Origin of the sequence: Gordonia sp. Z-3 (assembly GCF_036233855.1) — a bacterium.
GTDB lineage: Bacteria > Actinomycetota > Actinomycetes > Mycobacteriales > Mycobacteriaceae > Gordonia > Gordonia tangerina.
The window spans coordinates 24,343-41,767 of the sequence record NZ_JAZARS010000006.1 but is presented as its reverse complement, the minus strand read 5'-3'; the positions used below and the strand labels follow the sequence as shown (position 1 = coordinate 41,767).

Here is a 17,425-nt window from a genome sequence, read left to right as displayed (position 1 = left end):
AGAACCGTCGGAAAGGTGTCCGTGAACCCAGGGCGAACACCACGTGCGCATCGGAATGTTCGCATCGGAGTGTTTGGGTGCCGCCGTGGCGCGGGTACCCGGTCTGCATCCGACAGGAAGGACGGAGTAGATGAGCACGTATGTGACCGCGAACCCGACGACCGGAGTGACCGAGCGGGAGTTCCCCGGCCTGTCCGATGATGACGTGCGCGCCGTGGCGCAACGCGCCGACGCCGGATTCCGCCAGTGGCGCGACACACCCGTGCCCAAGCGGGCCGAGGTGCTGGCTAGGACTGCAGAGATTTACGAGAAGCGGGCCGACGAATTGTCGGCGGCGATCACCACGGAGATGGGTAAACCCAAGGCGCAGGCCGACGGTGAGGTGCAGCTGGCCGCAGACATCTACCGGTGGTATGCCGAACACGGACCCGATTTGCTCGAGACGGAGACACTCGATCCCCAGGGTGCCGACGAGTCGATCGTGCAGCGTCGACCGGTCGGTCCACTGGTCGGGGTGATGCCGTGGAATTACCCCTACTACCAGGTGGTCCGTTTCGTCGCACCGAATCTCATGGTCGGCAACTCGATCATCCTCAAGCACGCCTCGATCTGTGCCGCCTCGGCGCAGCTGATGGCCGAGATCCTGCACGAGGCGGGCGCGCCCGACGACGTGTACATCAACGTCTTCGCCTCCAGCAGTCAGGTCGCGGACCTCATCGCCGACCCCGTTGTGCAGGGTGTGTCATTGACCGGCAGTGAGAAGGCGGGCGCATCGGTGGCTCAGACCGCTGCCGAACACCTCAAGAAGTCGGTGCTCGAACTCGGCGGCTCAGACCCGTTCATCCTCCTCGACACCGCAGACATGGCGCGGACGACCACGATCGCCGCGCAGGCACGGCTGTCCAATGCCGGTCAGGCCTGCAACTCGCCCAAGCGTTTCATCGTGCTCGACGAGCTCTACGAGGAGTTCGTGGAGGGGCTGGTCGGCCAATTCGAAGCGGTCACCGTCGGTGACCCTGCCGACCCGGACACAGACATGGGACCGCTGTCGTCGATCTCGGCACGTGACGGCGTGGCCGAGCAGGTCGACACCGCCGTGAAGCAGGGCGCCACGTTGCACACCGGCGGGAAGAAGCTCGACCGCGATGGTGCCTTCTACGCGCCGACGGTGCTCACCGGGATCACCAGCGAGATGGACGCCTACGCCGAGGAGATCTTCGGTCCGGTCGGCATGGTGTACCGGGTTTCGTCGATCGATGAGGCGGTGGAACTCGCCAACGATGTCGGTTTCGGGCTCAGTGGATCGGTGTGGAGCACCGACCTCGGCAAGGCGCAGCAGGTAGCCGATCGGCTCGAGGTCGGGATGGCCTACATCAACGAACACGGCACCACGCTGCCAGGTCTGCCGTTCGGCGGGGTGAAGCGCTCCGGCTACGGACGCGAACTCGGCCGTTGGGGCATGGGCGAGTTCGTCAACACCCGCCTACGTCGGACCTCGAGCAAGTAGCAACGCCCGAGGCAACTCAGAAGCGGCCGCCGACCCCGATCCTTCCGGAACTGCCCGAGCCGCCGAAGGATCCGGGGCTGCGGCCGCCGCTGCCGTAGCCACCGCCGAAACCACCGCCCCAGCCGCGGCCACCGCCGCCCATGGTGCCGCGCAGGAAGCTGTCGACGAGGATGCCGCCGAGCACGGCACCGCCGACGGAAGGCCCCGTCGGGTGCGGGGTTTGGTTCTGCTGCCACTGCACCACGTCACCCTGCGCGGCCATCAACGCCTGATCGGCGAGATAGCCTGCGCGTCGGGCACTCTGGGCGGCCTGCGCGGCGTCGGCGACCCCCGCGGCGGTGGCCTCGGCGAGCAGCCGCTGCGCCTCGGCGAGCCGGGTGCGCGCGATCGACTGGATGGCGCCGCGCCGCGTCGAGATGAAGTCGTTGGCGGCCGATACCTTGGCCTGCGCGGCCGTCACCGCCGAGTTCAGCAGTTCGGCCCGGCGCCGGCGCTCCGCCGAGGATGCGCGGGCGTCGTCGAGCGCGTCGTCGAGGTCGGCGTCGGCGTCGACGAGTGCGGTGAACGTACCGAGCGGGTCGTCGTGGAATTCCGCCCGTGCCGCCGACAACGCGGCGGTTGCTTTCTGCACCGCGGTGGCCAGCGCGGGCCCGCCGTCGCCGGTCAGCTCCGCCGCCTCGGCCAGCTCCCCGTCGACTTCGTCGATCAGAGCGGGCATCCGGGTGTGCGCGGCGGCGATGTTGGCCTCGGCGTTGTCGATCGCATCCAGCAACCGGTTGGCCTGTTCCAACGCACCTTCGGCCGAGCGGATCGCGGCCACGGCGGGCCCTTGCTCGCCGGCCGGCGCGGAGGCCGCCTCCCGTCCCTGGTCGGCGCTGTGCTCGGCGAACTCGATCTCCTCGCGCGCCAGATCGACGTTGTCGGCGATCGACACCAGCACCGTCTCGCCATGCCTGCCGATCAAGGCGTCCAGTTTGCTCTGCGACTGCTCCATGCGGGCACGCACCGCCACCAGCTTCTGGGTGAGTTCGGCCAACCGGGAATCGGCGTTGATCAGCAGATTGCGCATCGCGTCGAAGCTCTCCACCTGGGCATCGAGCGCCGCATCGACGTCGGTGCAGGTGGTGATGATCTGCACCAGCATCGCCCGCTGCTCGTCCGGGGTCTCCGGGATCGAGTCATCGAGGAGTTGACGCACCGTGAACGATTCGGCCAGTCCGCGTTTGGCCTCGGCCAACGCTTCGGTGAACGGGGCGGTCGCCACCTCCCCGAACTCGCCGACGGCCAGGGCCAGCTCTTCCTCGCTGGTGCGGATGGCGTTGTCGGTGTCGGTCAGCACCTCCCGTGACCAGGGGTCGAGCACATCGAGTGGCTGGGCGACCAGCTGGTCGCCGGTCAATTCCTGTTCCCGCATGGCTTCCACACCGGCCTCGATGCGTTGCTGCTTGCGGCGACGCCGATACAGCAGGAACCCGCCACCACCGACCACGGCGAGCCCACCGACGGCCAGTGCCGTGTAGAGCCCCGCGTTCGACGGTGTCATCGCGGAGTTGATCCCGTCGACGGCGGCCTGCCCGGCGCCCGCCCAGTCACTGTCCTTGAGGGCCGGCACGATGTCGCCGCGCGCGATGTCGTCGATGGCGTCCTGGTCGAGTCCGTCGACCGATTCGGGCGCGTTGAAGTAGTAGGCGCGGTCGTCGGTGGCGACGGCGAGCAGTACGTCGCGGTCACCGAGATCGCTGATGGTCGCGGTCTGCGTCGCCCACTGCTCGGGGCCCACCCCGTCGAAGTCGCGCACGTACACCACCCACAGTTGCACTTCGTGATCGGTGTAGAGCTGGTCGATCGATGCCTGGAGCTCGGTGCGCTGGGTGGTGGTGAGCACGTTGGCCGAGTCCACGACCTGCGTCGGCAGTCGTGATGGCGGTTCGGCGTGGGAGGAACCGGCGAGCACGCCGGGTGCGACGAGTGCGACGAGACCGAGGACGACGAGGGTCAGGCCCAGCCGACGGAGCAGCGTGGCGGAGGCAAGCATGCGTCCTAATCTATCCGCCACGTCCGACGCCGCGGGCGTGGCGGATGTCCCGGCCGTGTCAGCGCCGGCTCACCCCGGTCAGCTGTTGTTGCCCTCGCGCCACTTGCATACGGCCTCGAGCACCGACAGATCGTAGTCGGGACCGCCAGCGCCGACGGTGATCAGCGAGATGCCCGCTGCCACCAGTTCGTCGGCCTCACGCAGCGCATCGTCGACGGTCCGGGCCTGCAGGCCGGCGGAGTGTTCGATCTGGGCGGGATCGCGGCCCACGGTTGCACAGTGCTCGTCGAGGATGCCGGACTTGCGTTCGTAGGTCGGCACATCGACGAAGTAGTGCCAGATGTTCGCGTACTCGGCAACGTGGCGCAACGTCTTCTTCTCGCCACCGCCACCGATCAGGACCGGGATGTCGCGGGTGGGCTTCGGGTTCAACTTGCCCAATCGGTCGGTGATTCGCGGCAGCGACTCGCCGAGGTCGTTCAACCTGCTGCCTGCGGTACCGAACTCGTAGCCGTACTCGTCGTAGTCCTTCTGGAACCATCCGGAGCCGATGCCCAGAATGAGACGCCCGTCCGACATGTGGTCGACGGTGCGCGCCATATCCGCCAGCAGCTCCGGATTGCGGTAGGAGTTGCAGGTCACCAGCGCCCCGATTTCCACCCGGCTGGTCTGCTCGGCCCAGGCACCCAACATGGTCCAGCATTCGAAGTGCTCGCCGTCGGGATCGCCGTAGAGCGGGTAGAAGTGATCCCAGTTGAAGGCGATGTCGACGCCCATGTCCTCGGCACGGCGCACGGCGTCGCGGATCATCGAGTACTCGGGGGCGTGCTGGGGCTGCAGCTGAACACCGACGCGGACACGGAAATCGCGAGCTGTGAAGGTCATGAAAACCAGTCTGCCGAAGGATCGATGCCGCGTCACTGTCCGAATTGCGCCGCGGTGGTAAGCAGGACGGGTGACGATGCGACCGCAGGCCCCTGACCTTTCCGAACTGCGTCGGCGCACCAGTGTGAAGTGGTGTGCCTACCCCGCCGATGTGTTGCCGATGTTCGTGGCGGAGATGGATTTCGAGCTCGCACCTGTGGTCGCCGACGCCATGGTGGAGCAGATCCGTGCCTCCGATGTGGGCTACTCGGGCGGCGCGGGTGCGGTCGGGGATGCCTTCGCCGGGTTCGCGCAGCGGCGTTGGGGCTGGGACGTCGCACCCGCTGACGTCCGACTCACCACCGACGTCAGCGTGGTGATCGTGGAGGCGCTGCGGGTAGCCATTTCCCCAGGTGACCGGGTGATCATCACGCCGCCGGTCTATCCGCCGTTCTTCGAACTCATCCCCGAGGCCGGTGGGCAGGTGTGCGAGGTGCCGTTGCGATGCGACGAGAACCGCAGCTGGTCGCTCGACCTCGCTGGGATCGAGAGTGAACTCGCGGCCGGGGCGCGTGCGGTTCTGCTGTGCCACCCACACAACCCCCTCGGCCTGATCCATCCGGTCGACGACTTGGTCGCGCTGGCCGATCTCGCGAGGCAACACGGTGCCGTGGTGATCAGCGACGAGATCCACGCGCCGCTGGTCCACCCCGGCCGCGAGTTCACGCCATTCCTCGCGACGGGGGAGGCCGCACGGCAGGTGGGTGTCGCGGCGCATTCGGCGAGCAAGGGTTTCAACATCGCAGGCGCGAAGTGTGCGTTGATGATCGCCGCTTCCGGCACCATGCGCTCGATGCTCGATCGCCAACCCGAAGAGGTGGGCGTGCGTACCAGCATCATCGGCCGTGCGGGTACCGCAGCGGGGTTCGCGAAGGGCGACGCCTGGCTCGACGCGACACTCGAGGTCCTGGTCTCGAACATCGGGCTGCTCTCCGATTGGCTCGAGTCCGAGTTGCCCGAGGTGAGGCTGCATCGGCCGGCTGCGTCGTACCTCGCGTGGCTCGACTTCCGAGCCACCGACCTCGGCGACGACCCGGCCGCCGTGATCCTGGAGAAGGGTCGGGTGGCCCTGCACTCCGGTCCGGCGTTCGGTCTGGCGGGCCGCGGTTTCGCCCGGCTCAACGTCGGTTGTTCGCCAGAGCTGCTCCGTGCGGGTCTGGAGGGGATCCAGCGCGCCGTCCGCTGAGCCCACAACACCTCGTTTGACGCCCTGACCTGGTATCTCGGCTCGTTGCAACGTTCCGTACGTGGCTGCAACGTAGGTGCAACGCGGTCGCTCCTACGCTGTGCACCAGATCACATCGACCCCGCTGCGTGGGGCGGGTGACAACCCCCAGGACACCTCAACCGGAACAACATGAGGAGCTGTAGATGACCGTCTTCGCGAAGCCCGGAACCGACGGATCGGTGATGAGCTATGAGTCCCGCTACGACAACTGGATCGGCGGCCAGTGGACCCCGCCGGTCAAGGGACAGTACTTTGAGAACCCGTCGCCGGTGGACGGCAAGACGTTCTGCGAGGTCGCCCGCTCGACTGCGGAGGACATCGACCTGGCACTGGACGCCGCGCACAAGGCTGCGCCGCAGTGGGGCAAGGCGTCGGTCGCCGAGCGCTCGCTGGTCCTGCTGCGCATCGCCGATCGGATGGAAGAGAACCTCGAGAAGCTCGCCGTCGCCGAAACCTGGGACAACGGCAAGGCTGTCCGGGAGACCCTGGCCGCCGACATTCCGTTGGCCATCGACCACTTCCGCTACTTCGCCGGCGCGCTACGTGCCCAGGAGGGCTCGATTTCCGAGGTCGACGAGGACACCGTCGCCTACCACTTCCACGAGCCGCTCGGCGTTGTCGGACAGATCATCCCGTGGAACTTCCCCATCCTGATGGCCGTCTGGAAGTTGGCCCCCGCCCTCGCCGCCGGCAACGCCATCGTGCTCAAGCCGGCCGAGCAGACCCCCGCATCGATCCTCTACTTGATGAGCCTGATCGCGGATCTGCTGCCCGCCGGTGTGCTCAACGTGGTCAACGGTTTCGGCGTGGAGGCCGGCAAGCCGCTCGCATCGAGCAACCGCATTCGCAAGATCGCCTTCACCGGCGAGACCACCACCGGCCGCCTGATCATGCAGTACGCCTCGGAGAATCTGATCCCGGTCACCCTCGAACTGGGCGGCAAGAGCCCGAATATCTTCTTCGACGACGTTATGAGCGCCGACGACGGTTTCCTGGACCGTGCGCTGGAAGGCTTCTCGATGTTCGCGCTCAACCAGGGCGAGGTCTGCACCTGCCCGAGCCGTGCACTCATCCAGGAGAACATCTACGACGACTTCATCGCGAAGGCTGTGGACCGGGTCGGCCAGATCAAGCAGGGCAATCCGCTCGACACCGAGACGATGATGGGCGCGCAGGCCTCCAATGACCAGTTCGAGAAGATCAGCTCCTACCTCGCCATCGGCAGGGAAGAGGGCGCCAAGGTACTCATCGGTGGTGAGCCCGCCGACCTCGGTGGCGACCTGTCAGGCGGCTACTACATCAAGCCGACCGTGTTCGACGGCCACAACAAGATGCGCATCTTCCAGGAGGAGATCTTCGGGCCGGTGCTCGCGGTGACGACGTTCAAGGACTACGCAGACGCCATCCACATCGCCAATGACACCCTCTACGGCCTCGGCGCCGGTGTGTGGAGCCGTGACGGCGCCACCGCCTACCGTGCTGGCCGCGAGATCCAGGCTGGTCGTGTGTGGACCAACACCTATCACGACTACCCGGCCCACGCCGCCTTCGGTGGCTACAAGCAGTCGGGGATCGGTCGCGAGAACCACCTGATGATGCTCGAGCACTACCAGCAGACCAAGAACCTGCTGGTCGGTTACGCGCAGAATGCCAAGGGCTTCTTCTGATCTGGATCTCACCACAACAGAAAGCAGAGGTGAAAACCCGTGTCGGACCAGCAGGTTCCTGATCGGGTCGTCGCCACAGACACCGCCGTGCAGCTCTTGACGAAACTATCGGAGCTGCACGGCGGTCTCATGATCCACCAGTCGGGTGGATGCTGTGACGGCTCGGCCCCGATGTGTTATCCGGTCGGTGAATACCGGGTCGGCCAGCGCGACGTCCTCGTCGGCGAGATCGAACTGACCGAACCCCTTCCCGCAGTGCGGGTGTGGATCAACGGTGATCAGTTCGAACTGTGGAAACACACGCAATTGATCCTCGACGTGGTTGACGGCCGCGGTGCCGGGTTCAGTCTGGAAGCGCCGGAAGGGGTTCGATTCCTCTCGCGCTCGAGGGCTTTCAGTCCGGAGGAGAACGAGGTGCTCGAGGCCCACCCGCCTCAGACGGGTGCCGCCGTCGGCGCGTGACGGCGGGCGCCGGCTACGGTTCGAACCCCACGAAGGTGGCGGCTTCGGAGACCGACTTGCGCTCGGACACCACGGCATTGGCCGGGAAGGTGTCATCCGGCCAGCCCAGCGCGATGCTCTTCATGATCACCTGGTCGTCGGGGATACCGGCATGTTCTCGCACGACGGGCGACTGCATGATGCCCTGACTGTTGATCACCGCCCCCAGCCCGCGAGACCAGGCTGCGTTCACCAGCGCGGTGGAGACCGCACCGCAATCGAACGGTGTGTCGTCGCTGCCGTCGAGAATGCGGTCGTAGGTCACGATCACACACACCGGGGCATCGAACTGACGGAATCCCCGCAGCACCCAGTCGTGGCGTAGCTCGGTGTTGTCGCGGGCGATACCCATCGCGCCGAACAGCTGCTTCGCAACCTGGACCTGGCGTTCACGGTGGGTGCCGGTGAACTTCTCCGCGCCCGTCCGGAACTCGCGCGAATGGGGTACGCCGGCCAGGTTGCGCTCGGTGTTTCCCGCTCGGATGCGATCGAGCGGTTCTCCGGTGATCACATGAAAATTCCAGGGCTGCGTGTTCATCGATGACGGGGCCCGCATCGCGAGCTCGAGGATCTCTTCGATCAGCTCCCGGGGTACCGGGTCGGGCGTGAACCCACGGATGCTGCGGCGCCCCAGAACCACTTCGTCGTAACCCATCGTCGATCTCTGCTCGGGTGAATCGACCATCACGGCAGTATTCCATGCTCCGCCTCGTCGAGCCACCAACCTCGGATCATGCCGGCCGGCCGGCCCGGTTCCATGTAGTGCTCGGTGCCGAAGCCGACCGGGAACATCTCGACCGGCATCGCCAGGAGTTGTTTGACGTCGCTCTGACTCGCGTGACAGGCGAGGGCCTCACGTTTGGCCATCACGTCGTCCCCGAGGTCCACGGCCCAATGCAATTCGGCTTCCGGTGTGCCGACCGGATTCCCGTCGTCACCGCGCAGATCCGGGTCGAAACCCTCCATGCCCATCTCTTTGGCGAGGGTGAACAATTGTCGCATCAGGTCGCGGTTCATGGTGACCTCCAGGTAGCGCGGCGTCTTCGCCGCGAGATCCGCTGCGGCGCGGGTGGTGTGGTGCAGCATGATGTGATCGGGGTGGCCATAGCCGCCGTGCCAGTCGTAGCCGACGACGACATCGGCGTTCTCCTCGTCCAGGATGTCGGCCAGACGACGGGCCGCTTCGCCGAGGTCGGCGCGCGAGAACACACCGTCGGTTTCGTTCTGTGCCCATCCGGTCATGCCGGAGTCGCCGTAACCCAGCCACGCAACTCGGGCCGTGCCCGTGATCGCTGCCGACGCCTCGGCTTCGCCTCGCCGGCGACTCACGACCGTCTCACCGGGCGCGAGATCGTCCGGCACATCGCCGGGATCCCCGTCGGTGCAATAGACGACCACCACACGGTGCCCCTCCCGTGATGCGCGGATCATGCTGCCCGCGGTGCCGGTTCCCTCGTCGTCGGGATGCGCGTGGACAAAGACGATTGTGCTCATGGCTCGTTTCTACAGTGCGGTGACCTCCGGCCAGGTTTTGGCGTCACCGTGGCCGGATCGATTGTGTGAGGGTCGCGTACCTCGTGGTCATCCACCGACGCCGGCGGCTGGACGCGTCGACCAAGTCCGCGACGAAAGGTTGTGTCGCGAACACGAGCAGATCGGTGACGCCGCGCTCTACGGTCGTCGCATGAGTACCACAGCAGTCATCACCGGAGCCGGTCGCGGCATCGGCCGTGCCCTCGCCCGACATCTTGCCGACGTGGGACATCAGGTCGTCGTGACCGATATCGACGGCGACGCTGCCGAACGTGTCGCCGCGGAGATCGGGTGCGGAGCGGTCGGATTCGCCCAGGATGTGCGCGACATCGCGTCGCACCGCATGATCGCCGAGGAAGCCGCAACGCGCGGCACGCTGAAGGTGTGGGTCAACAATGCCGGAGTTCTCTTCGCCGGAGACGCCTGGAAGCAGTCGGACGAGGAGATCGCGACCATCCTCGAGGTCAACGTGCGTGGCGTCATGGCGGGTTCCGCAGCAGCGGTCGCGCAGATGGGCGCCGGTGGAGGGGCGATCCTCAATGTGGCTTCGATCTCGGCGCTCACACCCGTACCGGGCCTGGCCCTCTATGCCGCAACCAAAGCGGCGGTGCTGTCTTACACCACGTCGCTGCAGGGGGACCTGGCCCATGCCGGGATGCCCATCCGGGCCCGGGCACTGTGTCCGGACGTCGTCGGCACCCAGATGGTGACCTCGCATGCCACTGACCCGGGCGCGGCGATGCTGTTCTCCGGCCCGAAGCCCCTCGACGAAGATGCCGTTGCGCGTGCAGGGATGGCCCTGATCGACAGTCGCCAGCTCTTCCGGGTACTGCCGCGTTGGCGCGGCGTTCTGGTGCGTGGCGTCGATGTCGTACCGAGCATCGGACTGCCGATGCTGAGGGTGATGCGGAAGCTCGGCGATCGTCGTCAGGCACGCGCCTGACGACGATCCCGGGGGAGCACCGCTGAGCCCAGCCAGTGGCAGGCGGTGAGGGCGATCTCCAGGTTGAGACGATCGTCGTCGAGGGGACGACCACGTGCGTCGATCGCCTTGTCCACGCGGTACTTCACCGTGTTCTTGTGTAAGTGGATCACCTCGGCCGCGGCGACGTAGCTACTGCCGGCCTTCAGGAACGCCAACAGCGTTGCCCGCATCAGGGCCGTGTTCTCATCGTCGGCGGCCAGGCCACCGAGTGTCGATGCGACGAGGTCTCTGGTGGCTTCGAGGTCGCGGGCCAGGAGCGAACACAGCTGAACCCCGGCGTCATCGAAGTCGGTGACCAGGAGGTCACCGGCAATCGATGCGACGACGTGCGCGCGCTGTGCTTCCTGGTGAGTCCTACGGAAACCGACCGTCGCCGAGTGCGGCCGACCGAAGGCCACACCAACGCCAGGGCCGGCATCGGTGATCAGGCGAGTGACGGCGTCACGGTCGATTCGATGACAGTCACGGCTGCGGCCCAGCGGAATCCAGCCCCACGCCAGGCTGCGATCCTGAGGCAGGAACAGCGCGGGACCGTCGGCGTCGACGGCTTCGCCGATGGCCGCAACCAACGACTCCATCCGACGCAGTTCGCTCGGCACGCCGTGCTCGTCGGAGGTCCAGATGACGACGCCTAGGTGGTGCTGCCGAAGGCGGTAGCCGATGGCCGATTCCGCAGTTCCGAGGTCGTGATCGCGGCCGGTGAGAATCGTGGTGAGCATTGCGGTCCGGACGGTGTTGCGATTGGCGAGCCAGCGTTCGCGTTCGGCCTCGTACTCCGCGACGACTTGTTCGGCGATCCGGTCGACGTAGGCGAACGTGGTGGTGCGGAAGGCCTGCGACGCCGCGAAGGCGACGTCCCGATCGCGTTCGGTGGCCGCGACCTCGGCGACCGCCCAATCGAGCACCCGGTTCTGCCCGATGCGATATGCCCGCAGCAGTGCGTTCGCCGAGATCGCACGCTGCGCCAAGCGATGGGCATACTCGATCGCAGCCGGTGGTGGGCGCACATCGTCGACGTGGATGTCGTGCTGGGCGACGTGGAGGAATGTCTCCACATTGCTCTCCGTGCTCGCGCGTAACAGTTCCAGGATGACGTCGTCGCCGCGCAACTCCGGGATCGAGTCGGCGATCTCGGCGTGCAGCGCCCGACCGAGACTCGGCAGTTCGGCTCCCACGGTCTTGGCCACCTCGGCGACCCGTAACGCCGCCAGACGTCGCTGCTCCGGGCTCAGTTCGCCACCCATCGGGTCGTCCTCTCTCCGCATTCTGGTTTGTTCGCAGAACCCAAGACCGTTGCGTCACTCCTGGCTGCCGCCACCTGATGCCTGGTCTCGATGTGAACCCTGCCACAACGATCCGCGGAAAGTTCGTGTCGTGAGCACAATCTTTCGCCTTGCGCTGCTCCATACGCTCGTCGCATCCAACACCCCCGAACGAAGGAATCCAATGGCACCCGATCTCACCGGGCAGACCGCGATCGTCACCGGCGCAGCGCACGGAATCGGACTGGAGATCGCTCGTCAGCTGTCGTCGGCTGGCGCGAGCGTCGTCGTCGCCGACATCGATGAAGCCGCTGCGAAGGAGGCCGCCGGACAACTGACGAACGCGACCGCCATCGCCTGCGATGTCCGCGACGAGGAGCAGGTCAAGAGCCTGGTCGAGTCGACCGTCGCGACCTACGGTGGCCTGCAGGTGATGATCCCGAACGCCGGCATCGCGTCGGTGGCGCCCATCGTGGAGATGGATCTGGCGGCGTGGCGCAAGGTCACCTCGATCAACTTCGACGGGGTCTTCCTTGCCATCCGCTATGCGGCGCCGGCCATCATCGCCAGTGGCGGCGGCAGCATCGTCACCATCGGCTCGGTGACCGCATTGGCCGGCACCCCGCTGGTGTCCTCGTATGCGGCTGCGAAAGCGGGCGTCGTCAATTTGACCAAGACTGCGGCGACCGAGCTCCGCGCATTCGGGGTACGCGTGAACGCTGTTCTGCCCGGGTTCGTGGCCACGCACCTCGTCACCGATCAGGTGCAGGGCTTCGAGACTGCGCTGGGACTGCCGGCGCACGGCTTCGACGCACTGATCGAACAAAAGCAGGGTAGGTACGGCACGGTCGAGGAGATCGCCAAGGCTGTGCTGTTCCTGGCCGGTGACGAGTCGTCGTTCTGCTCCGGATCGGGCCTTGTGCTCGACGGCGGCCTCGACGCCGGATTGTTCTGAGGTGACGACGATGGAACTGCACTATCTGCCCTGGCACCGTCCCGCCGAGCAGTCCGACCGACCGTGCGTTCGCGACGGCCACACCGAATTGACCTATGCGCAGTTCGCCGAGCGGGTCGACGGTGCCGCCGAACAGTTCGCGGATCATGGTGTCGGTCCAGGCTCGGTGGTGGCAGTGATGTTGCCGAACCGCGTCGAATTGCTCGTGTGCCTCGCCGCCGCATGGCGTCTCGGTGCTGCTGCGACGCCGGTCAATCCGGTGTTCACCGCATCGGAGGCGACCTATCAGATCGCCGATGCGGATGCGGCACTCGTGGTACGCGCCAGCGCGGGTGCGCCCGATGGTGGTCGATGGAGCGTGCTCGTCGACGATCTGCGGACAGCCCCGACGAGGTCCGTGCCGGCCCCGGTCACCGCTGTCGGCGACCTGGCGTTGCTGGTCTACACAAGCGGATCGACGGGCCGTCCCAAAGGTGTCGAACTCACCCACCGCAACATCGCCGCGATGGCCGGCTCGATGGTGGAGGCTCTGCGGCTCACCGAGGACGACCATTGCCTGCTGGTGCTGCCGCTGTTTCACGTCAACGCGATCTGCGTCAGCTACCTGGCCACTATGATCGCCGGTGCGCAGCTGTCGGTTCTCGCCAGATTCCATCCGGTGGAGTTTCTCGGTGCGATCGAACGCCTCCGGCCGACCTTCTTCTCCGCGGTACCGACGATTTACGCACACCTCGTCGCACTGCCGTCTGACGTCGCCGCCGACACTTCCTCGGTACGGTTCGCGATCTGCGGGGCGGCACCGGCGTCCGAAGAACTGCTCCGCGCAACCGAACAGCGGTTCGGCTTCCCGCTGATCGAAGGCTATGGCCTCACCGAGGGCACCTGCGCGTCGACGGCGAACCCCGTCGACGGACCACGTAAAGCCGGCACCGTCGGTACGGCCTTGCCCGGCCAGGTGGTGGCCATCATGGACAACGACGGCTCTCTACTGCCCTCCGGGCGGCGTGGTGAGGTTGTGATCAAGGGGCCCAACGTGATGCAGGGGTACCGCAATAGGCCCGATGCCACCGTGGACGCACTCGGTGACGGATGGCTGCACACCGGCGACGTCGGGATCCTGGACGACGATGGCTACCTCCGGTTGGTCGACCGGATCAAGGACATGATCATCCGAGGCGGGGAAAACGTGTACCCCAAAGAGATCGAATCCGTTCTGTACGGCCATCCAGCTGTGCTGGAGGCGGCCGTTGTGGGTGCGCCGCACCCGATCTATGGCGAGGTCCCCGTCGCCTACGTCGCGCTCCACCCGGAGCGATCGGTCACCGAGACCGAACTTCGCGACATGTGCACACAGCATCTGACCAAGATCAAGGTGCCGGTCTCGATAACCATCACGGGCGCCTTACCCAAGAACCCGGTCGGCAAGATCGACAAGCCCGGGCTGCGGGCCGGCCTTGCCCAAAAGCCCGCACAGCAAGGAGTTTGACATGGGGTTCATCAAACCTTCTCCACAGCCGATGGAACCCTCGGATTTCGTGCGACTTCCGCTGCGCGACCGCATGAGGATTCTGAGTACCCACTGGGTCGACGACGGGTTCGGTACGCCACGCGTCCTGCACGTCGTGTACATCGCGAAGATGCTGGGACTGTACTTCGCTGTCGGGCTGGCGATCACCGCGTGGACCACGCAGTACGTGCACTTCACCGACCCGGCGAGCTGGTTCGACAACATCGTCGTCTACCAGAAGCTCGCCGTCTGGTTGATGCTCCTGGAGGTGCTAGGGCTCGCAGGTGCTTTCGGCCCGCTGTGCGGCCACTTCACCCCCATGCTGGGAAATGTCCGGTACTGGATTCGGCCCGGCACCGTTCGGATGGCGCCGTGGGGACGGCACGTGCCCGGCACCGGCGGCGACACCCGCACCGTCATCGATGTCGTCCTGTTCCTCGCAGTCGTGGCGAGCCTGGTCTATCCGTTGGTGGTCACCGCGCAGCCGGTGCAGTTCCTACCGGCCGGCACGGGTCCGCAGGAGCTGGTGCCGCCGGTGGCGTTCATCCCGATCCTGGTCACCATGACGTTGATGGGATTGCGCGACAAGGTCGTCTTCCTGGCGGCTCGCTCTGAGCAGTATCTGCCGATAATGTTGTTCTCCGCCATCTTCGGGGCGATGGTCCTCGGAGATGGGGCGGACGCGGCCAACTTCGTGGATCTGGTCGTGGTCTTCAAGATCATCATCTGTGTCGTCTGGATCGGAGCAGGGGTCTCCAAGCTCGGCGAGCACTTCATCAACGTCGTGCCACCGATGGTCTCAAACAGTCCGGGACAGTTCCGCTTCGTCAAGCGGCTCTTCTACCGCGACAGCCCCGACGACATCCGGCCCAGCAAGGTTGCCTGGTTCATGGCCCACATCGCCGGTACCACCGTCGAGATCGCGATTCCGCTGGTCCTGCTGCTTACCACCAACACCACGATCGCGGTCATCGGCGCGGTGATCATCGTGGCATTCCACATCTACATCACCTCGACCTTCCCGCTAGCGGTGCCGCTGGAATGGAATGTGTACTTCGGCTATATCGCCCTGGTGCTGTGGGTCGGGTTCGACGCCTCGGTCTACAACATCTGGAACTTCTCGCAGCCCTGGCTGCTGATACCGGTCTTCGCGATCCTCTGCTTCGGTCCGGTGCTCGGCAACCTGCGGCCCGACCTCGTCTCGTTCCTTCCGTCGATGCGGCAGTACGCGGGCAACTGGGCGTCGGCGATCTGGTCGATGAAGCCGGGTGTGGAAGAGCGGCTCAACGAACTCCCCCTGGTAGAGAACCAGATCGACCAGCTGCAGCGGATGCTTCCCACACCGTATGAGCGGCACGACGCGGAAATGACTCTGCAGAAGGCCGTCGCCTGGCGCTCGATGCACAGCCAGGGACGCGGCTTGTTGTCGGTCCTCTACGAGCACCTCGAGGACATCGACACGCGGACGACCCGGGAAGGCGAGTTCATGTGCAACACCATCCTGGGCTGGAACTTCGGCGACGGACACCTGCACGACGAACGGCTCATCGCGGCGATCCAGCGGCGTCTGAACCTCGCGCCCGGCGACCTTGTGGTCGCCTACTGCGAGTCGCCGGCCACACCGTGGAGCAATCCGGCGCAGGAGTATCGCGTCATAGACGCCGCACTCGGCGTCGTGGAACGCGGTACCTGGAATGTGAGCGATTGCGTGAAGGAACAGCCGTGGCTGCCGAACGGTCCGGTGCGGCTTCAGGTTACGTGGACGGCAGACGGCTTCTGCCGACAGGAAACCCTGACCCACGGCAAGGGTGCGGTGGCATGACGAACGCAGTCGTCGTCGGCAGCGGACCCAATGGGCTCGCTGCCGGCATCCGGCTGGCTCAGGCCGGCGTCGACGTCACGGTGTTCGAGGCGCATGACCGTCCCGGCGGTGGTACGCGGACCAGCGAACCGACCGTCCCCGGAGTACTGCACGACGACTGTGCCGCCTTCCACCCGACCGGCGTCGCGTCACCGTTCTTCAGGTCGTTGAATCTGGAGCGGCACGGATTGCGTTGGCGTTGGCCGGAGTTCGATCTGGCCCATCCGCTCGACAACGGACACGCAGGCCTCGCCACGCGGGATCGCGCGGAGACCGCACGTTCACTCGGGGTAGATGCCCGCTCCTGGGACCGGCTCTTCTCGGGCGCGACGACACACTTCGACGAGCTGATCGGGGAGGTGTTCCGGCCTCTGGCGCACCTTCCGCGACATCCGGTCACGCTCGGGCGGTTCGGATTACATGCGGTGCAACCCGCGACGTGGACAGCCTGCCGGTTCACCGACGATCCGGCGCGGGCACTGTTCACCGGTGTCGCCGCGCATGCGTTCGGCCGGCTCGACACCCCGCTCAGCAGTTCGGTGGGCCTGATGCTGACCGCCGCCGCGCACGCCGTCGGCTGGCCCGTCGCCGAGGGTGGGAGCGAACGCATCACCGATGCACTGCTCGCGGAGCTGGCGGCGCTGGGCGGCAAGGTGATCACCGGCATCCGGGTCACCTCGCTGGACCAGTTGCGTGACCTGACCGGCCGGCGACCCGATGCGGTCGTGCTCGACACGTCCCCGCACGCCGCGGCGCGGATCGTCGGTGATGAGATGCCCGATCGGGTTCGGCGGGCAGTGGGCCGTTACCGATACGGCCCGGCCGCGTTCAAGGTCGACATCGCGATCGACGGTCACATCCCGTGGACCAACGGTGACTGCGCCCGGGCGGGCACGCTCCATCTCGGTGGGACCGCTCGCGAGATCGTGGCGGCAGAACGCGACACGGTCCGCGGCCGAATGTCGAAGCGCCCCTTCGTGCTGGTGGGTCAGCAGTACATCGCTGACAGCAGCCGATCCAACGGCTCGATCAATCCTATCTATGCGTATGCGCACGTTCCGCATGGCTATGCCGGCGATGCGACGGAGGCCATCATCGGCCAGATCGAGCGCTTCGCGCCGGGGTTCCGGGAGCGGATCATCGCGACGTCGACTCGTGGTCCGGCAGCGCTGGAGAAGTACAACGCCAACTACGTCGGCGGCGACATCAGCGCCGGTGCGAACACCGCCCGGCAGATCGCCTTTCGGCCGCGGATGACGACGAACCCGTACGCTCTAGGCGTTCGCGGAGTCGTCCTGTGCTCGTCGGCGACACCACCGGGGGCGGGCGTGCACGGAATGGGTGGCTTCCACGCTGCACAGGCGGTGCTGGCCCGGATGTGACTGCCGTGTTCGGCCGTCATCCGGCCAAGCCTTCCTCGCAGTCCTTTCCGGTGTCTGACCTGCGTCGACGAATGTTGT

The 17,425-nt window shown here is 66.2% G+C and carries 14 protein-coding genes; 9 read left to right on the top strand and 5 right to left on the bottom strand.

Annotated features, from left to right (window positions below):
• The first annotated feature begins 130 nt into the window (after positions 1-130).
• Entirely contained in the window at positions 131-1,507 is a 1,377-nt protein-coding gene (locus VX037_RS08360; RefSeq protein ID WP_235721416.1) for an NAD-dependent succinate-semialdehyde dehydrogenase, read from the top strand.
• A 16-nt stretch (positions 1,508-1,523) separates the two neighbouring features.
• Here the strand turns inward: VX037_RS08360 and VX037_RS08355 are convergent, their stop codons facing one another.
• Positions 1,524-3,542 (bottom strand): TPM domain-containing protein, encoded by a 2,019-nt coding sequence (locus VX037_RS08355; protein ID WP_328713858.1) that lies wholly within the window; start codon positions 3,540-3,542, stop codon positions 1,524-1,526.
• Positions 3,543-3,620: 78 nt separating this feature from the next.
• Positions 3,621-4,427, bottom strand: coding sequence for an LLM class F420-dependent oxidoreductase (locus tag VX037_RS08350; RefSeq protein ID WP_287014959.1), 807 nt, complete (start codon positions 4,425-4,427; stop codon positions 3,621-3,623).
• A 70-nt stretch (positions 4,428-4,497) separates the two neighbouring features.
• Here VX037_RS08350 and VX037_RS08345 point away from each other — a divergent pair, with 70 nt between their 5' ends.
• The 3 genes from VX037_RS08345 (at position 4,498) to VX037_RS08335 (ending at position 7,823) form a co-directional block, all read left to right on the top strand.
• The gene (locus tag VX037_RS08345; protein WP_287014958.1) at positions 4,498-5,652 is read left to right on the top strand and encodes a MalY/PatB family protein; all 1,155 of its coding nucleotides are present in this window, start codon (positions 4,498-4,500) and stop codon (positions 5,650-5,652) included.
• A 185-nt stretch (positions 5,653-5,837) separates the two neighbouring features.
• Positions 5,838-7,361, top strand: a complete 1,524-nt coding sequence (exaC, locus tag VX037_RS08340) for an acetaldehyde dehydrogenase ExaC (protein ID WP_235721412.1) — start codon at positions 5,838-5,840, stop codon at positions 7,359-7,361.
• A 39-nt stretch (positions 7,362-7,400) separates the two neighbouring features.
• Positions 7,401-7,823 (top strand): DUF779 domain-containing protein, encoded by a 423-nt coding sequence (locus VX037_RS08335; RefSeq protein ID WP_266062971.1) that lies wholly within the window; start codon positions 7,401-7,403, stop codon positions 7,821-7,823.
• 13 nt (positions 7,824-7,836) lie between these two features.
• On the opposite strand, the gene VX037_RS08330 is transcribed toward VX037_RS08335, so the two are convergent.
• Complete coding sequence (locus tag VX037_RS08330; RefSeq protein ID WP_266062984.1) at positions 7,837-8,517, bottom strand: nitroreductase; 681 nt, start codon at positions 8,515-8,517, stop codon at positions 7,837-7,839.
• A 29-nt stretch (positions 8,518-8,546) separates the two neighbouring features.
• Positions 8,547-9,356: a PIG-L deacetylase family protein gene (locus tag VX037_RS08325; protein ID WP_287014957.1), complete on the bottom strand. Its 810-nt coding sequence runs from the start codon at positions 9,354-9,356 to the stop codon at positions 8,547-8,549.
• Between the two features lie 190 nt (positions 9,357-9,546).
• Between VX037_RS08325 and VX037_RS08320 the strand changes: the two genes are divergently transcribed.
• On the top strand, positions 9,547-10,338 hold the full coding sequence (locus tag VX037_RS08320) for an SDR family NAD(P)-dependent oxidoreductase (RefSeq protein ID WP_287014956.1): 792 nt from the start codon (positions 9,547-9,549) through the stop codon (positions 10,336-10,338).
• Here the strand turns inward: VX037_RS08320 and VX037_RS08315 are convergent.
• Positions 10,323-11,624, bottom strand: a complete 1,302-nt coding sequence (locus tag VX037_RS08315; protein WP_235721408.1) for a PucR family transcriptional regulator — start codon at positions 11,622-11,624, stop codon at positions 10,323-10,325. The two genes, VX037_RS08320 and VX037_RS08315, sit on opposite strands and share 16 nt — an antisense overlap.
• A 202-nt stretch (positions 11,625-11,826) precedes the next feature.
• On the opposite strand from VX037_RS08315, the gene VX037_RS08310 reads away from it, so the two are divergent.
• Genes VX037_RS08310 through VX037_RS08295 form a run of 4 tightly spaced genes read left to right on the top strand, consistent with a single transcriptional unit; the run spans position 11,827 to position 17,347 of the window.
• On the top strand, positions 11,827-12,597 hold the full coding sequence (locus VX037_RS08310) for an SDR family NAD(P)-dependent oxidoreductase (protein ID WP_235721407.1): 771 nt from the start codon (positions 11,827-11,829) through the stop codon (positions 12,595-12,597).
• Between the two features lie 10 nt (positions 12,598-12,607).
• On the top strand, positions 12,608-14,083 hold the full coding sequence (locus VX037_RS08305) for a class I adenylate-forming enzyme family protein (protein WP_235721406.1): 1,476 nt from the start codon (positions 12,608-12,610) through the stop codon (positions 14,081-14,083).
• A 1-nt stretch (position 14,084) separates the two neighbouring features.
• Positions 14,085-15,926, top strand: a complete 1,842-nt coding sequence (locus tag VX037_RS08300) for a DUF3556 domain-containing protein (RefSeq protein ID WP_328713857.1) — start codon at positions 14,085-14,087, stop codon at positions 15,924-15,926.
• On the top strand, positions 15,923-17,347 hold the full coding sequence (locus VX037_RS08295) for a phytoene desaturase family protein (protein WP_235721404.1): 1,425 nt from the start codon (positions 15,923-15,925) through the stop codon (positions 17,345-17,347). Before VX037_RS08300 ends, VX037_RS08295 begins: the two co-directional genes overlap by 4 nt.
• The last annotated feature ends 78 nt before the right edge of the window (positions 17,348-17,425 follow it).

Bases quoted from the DNA above. Each gene is read 5' to 3' on its own strand.
- VX037_RS08315 (WP_235721408.1), bottom strand. From the start codon at position 11,624: ATGGGTGGCGAACTGAGCCCGGAGCAGCGACGTCTGGCGGCGTTACGG.
- VX037_RS08295 (WP_235721404.1), top strand. From the start codon at position 15,923: ATGACGAACGCAGTCGTCGTCGGCAGCGGACCCAATGGGCTCGCTGCC.
- VX037_RS08320 (WP_287014956.1), top strand. From the start codon at position 9,547: ATGAGTACCACAGCAGTCATCACCGGAGCCGGTCGCGGCATCGGCCGT.
- VX037_RS08300 (WP_328713857.1), top strand. From the start codon at position 14,085: ATGGGGTTCATCAAACCTTCTCCACAGCCGATGGAACCCTCGGATTTC.
- exaC (WP_235721412.1), top strand. From the start codon at position 5,838: ATGACCGTCTTCGCGAAGCCCGGAACCGACGGATCGGTGATGAGCTAT.
- VX037_RS08305 (WP_235721406.1), top strand. From the start codon at position 12,608: ATGGAACTGCACTATCTGCCCTGGCACCGTCCCGCCGAGCAGTCCGAC.
- VX037_RS08360 (WP_235721416.1), top strand. From the start codon at position 131: ATGAGCACGTATGTGACCGCGAACCCGACGACCGGAGTGACCGAGCGG.
- VX037_RS08310 (WP_235721407.1), top strand. From the start codon at position 11,827: ATGGCACCCGATCTCACCGGGCAGACCGCGATCGTCACCGGCGCAGCG.
- VX037_RS08355 (WP_328713858.1), bottom strand. From the start codon at position 3,542: ATGCTTGCCTCCGCCACGCTGCTCCGTCGGCTGGGCCTGACCCTCGTC.
- VX037_RS08350 (WP_287014959.1), bottom strand. From the start codon at position 4,427: ATGACCTTCACAGCTCGCGATTTCCGTGTCCGCGTCGGTGTTCAGCTG.
- VX037_RS08330 (WP_266062984.1), bottom strand. From the start codon at position 8,517: ATGGGTTACGACGAAGTGGTTCTGGGGCGCCGCAGCATCCGTGGGTTC.
- VX037_RS08325 (WP_287014957.1), bottom strand. From the start codon at position 9,356: ATGAGCACAATCGTCTTTGTCCACGCGCATCCCGACGACGAGGGAACC.